Origin of the sequence: Roseomonas sp. TAS13 (assembly GCF_001950415.1) — a bacterium.
Taxonomy (GTDB): Bacteria; Pseudomonadota; Alphaproteobacteria; order Acetobacterales; family Acetobacteraceae; genus Roseomonas; species Roseomonas mucosa.
Window position 1 is genome coordinate 1 of record NZ_BDLP01000674.1, and the last position, 1196, is coordinate 1196.

The 1196-nt window shown below is 71.8% G+C and carries 2 protein-coding genes and 2 tRNA genes; 1 reads left to right on the forward strand and 3 read right to left on the reverse strand.

Annotated features, from left to right (window positions below; genetic code table 11):
• The 3 genes from ROTAS13_RS24745 to ROTAS13_RS24755 form a co-directional block, all read right to left on the reverse strand.
• A partial coding sequence (locus ROTAS13_RS24745; protein ID WP_253187643.1) for a GTP-binding protein occupies positions 1-205 on the reverse strand: 205 nt, incomplete at its 3' end.
• 97 nt (positions 206-302) lie between these two features.
• Positions 303-376 (reverse strand) — tRNA-Gly (locus ROTAS13_RS24750).
• 24 nt (positions 377-400) lie between these two features.
• Positions 401-483 (reverse strand) — tRNA-Tyr (locus ROTAS13_RS24755).
• 364 nt (positions 484-847) lie between these two features.
• On the opposite strand from ROTAS13_RS24755, the gene ROTAS13_RS27920 reads away from it, so the two are divergent.
• Positions 848-1196 (forward strand): hypothetical protein (locus ROTAS13_RS27920; RefSeq protein WP_216348745.1); only part of this gene is annotated, 349 nt, incomplete at its 3' end.

The following is a 1196-nucleotide window of genomic DNA, read 5'->3' on the forward strand; positions in this document are numbered from 1 at the left end:
CCACATGCGCCGTCGAGATCGTGATCCCGCGCGCACGCTCCTCCGGCGCCTTGTCGATCTGGTCGTACGCCGTGAACGACGCCCCACCAGACTTCGCCAGCACCTTCGTGATCGCCGCCGTCAGCGACGTCTTGCCGTGGTCAACGTGCCCGATCGTGCCGATGTTGCAGTGCGGCTTGTTCCGCTCGAACTTCGCCTTCGCCATGTCTGTCCTCGTGCCTGTCGTCCCGGGCCCCGTGTCGCGTGAGAACCGGTCCCGGAAAAGCCGACAGCAGTTGCATGATTGAAAGGTGACGGGAAGATGGAGCGGGTGACGGGAATCGAACCCGCACAACCAGCTTGGAAGGCTGGGGCTCTACCATTGAGCTACACCCGCGCCCCGCATGTACCGGGGTGAATATGGAGGGGGTTGGATTCGAACCAACGTAGGCGCTAGCCAACGGATTTACAGTCCGTCCCCTTTAGCCACTCGGGCACCCCTCCGCATGGCCGACCCAGCGGGAGCGGCGCCGAGGTATCGCGTTCCCGGGCAGGCTGTCAATTGCCCCCGCCGGAAGAATCCGCCGCCCGGCCGGGCACGCACCCGGCCATGCGCCCGAACCCGTACCCGGACATGGCTCCCGCCGCTCCGCCGCCGGCTGGCCCGCGCGCAAAGCCCTTGTGAAGCGGGGCGCGATTTGCTGGATGCCGGAACATGCCCAAGCCCCGCCGTCCCGGCTCGCCCAAAAGCCCGTCCCGTCCCCGCACTCCCGGGCAGCCTTCCGGGGCGTCCGCCCATGGGGCCCCCTCCGGGAAGCCTTCCGCGAAATTCGCCGGCACCGCCGGAAGGGCGGCCGGCAAGGCGCCTGTGAAGTCCGCCGGAACACCCACCGGCAAGCCCGCCGGCCACGCCCCGGCGAAGTCCTCCACGAGGTTCCCGGGAAAGCCGGCGGCGCGCGGCCCGGTGCATCCCGAGGGCCGCGGCCAGCGCCCCTTCCCGGCCGAGGCCGGCGGCGAGACGCGCCCCGCCCTGGGCAAGGATCTCCGCAAGGACCCCCGCCGGAACCCGCGCCAGCCCCGCCCGGACCACGCCCCGGAAGTCCGCGCGGAGGCCCGTTTCCCCGCGGAAGGAAGCTTCCGTCCCCCGCGCGGCCGCGCCCCCGCCGAAGCCCTGGCAGGCGCCCCCCGCCCCGCCGAGCGCGACGGCTTCCCCGAGC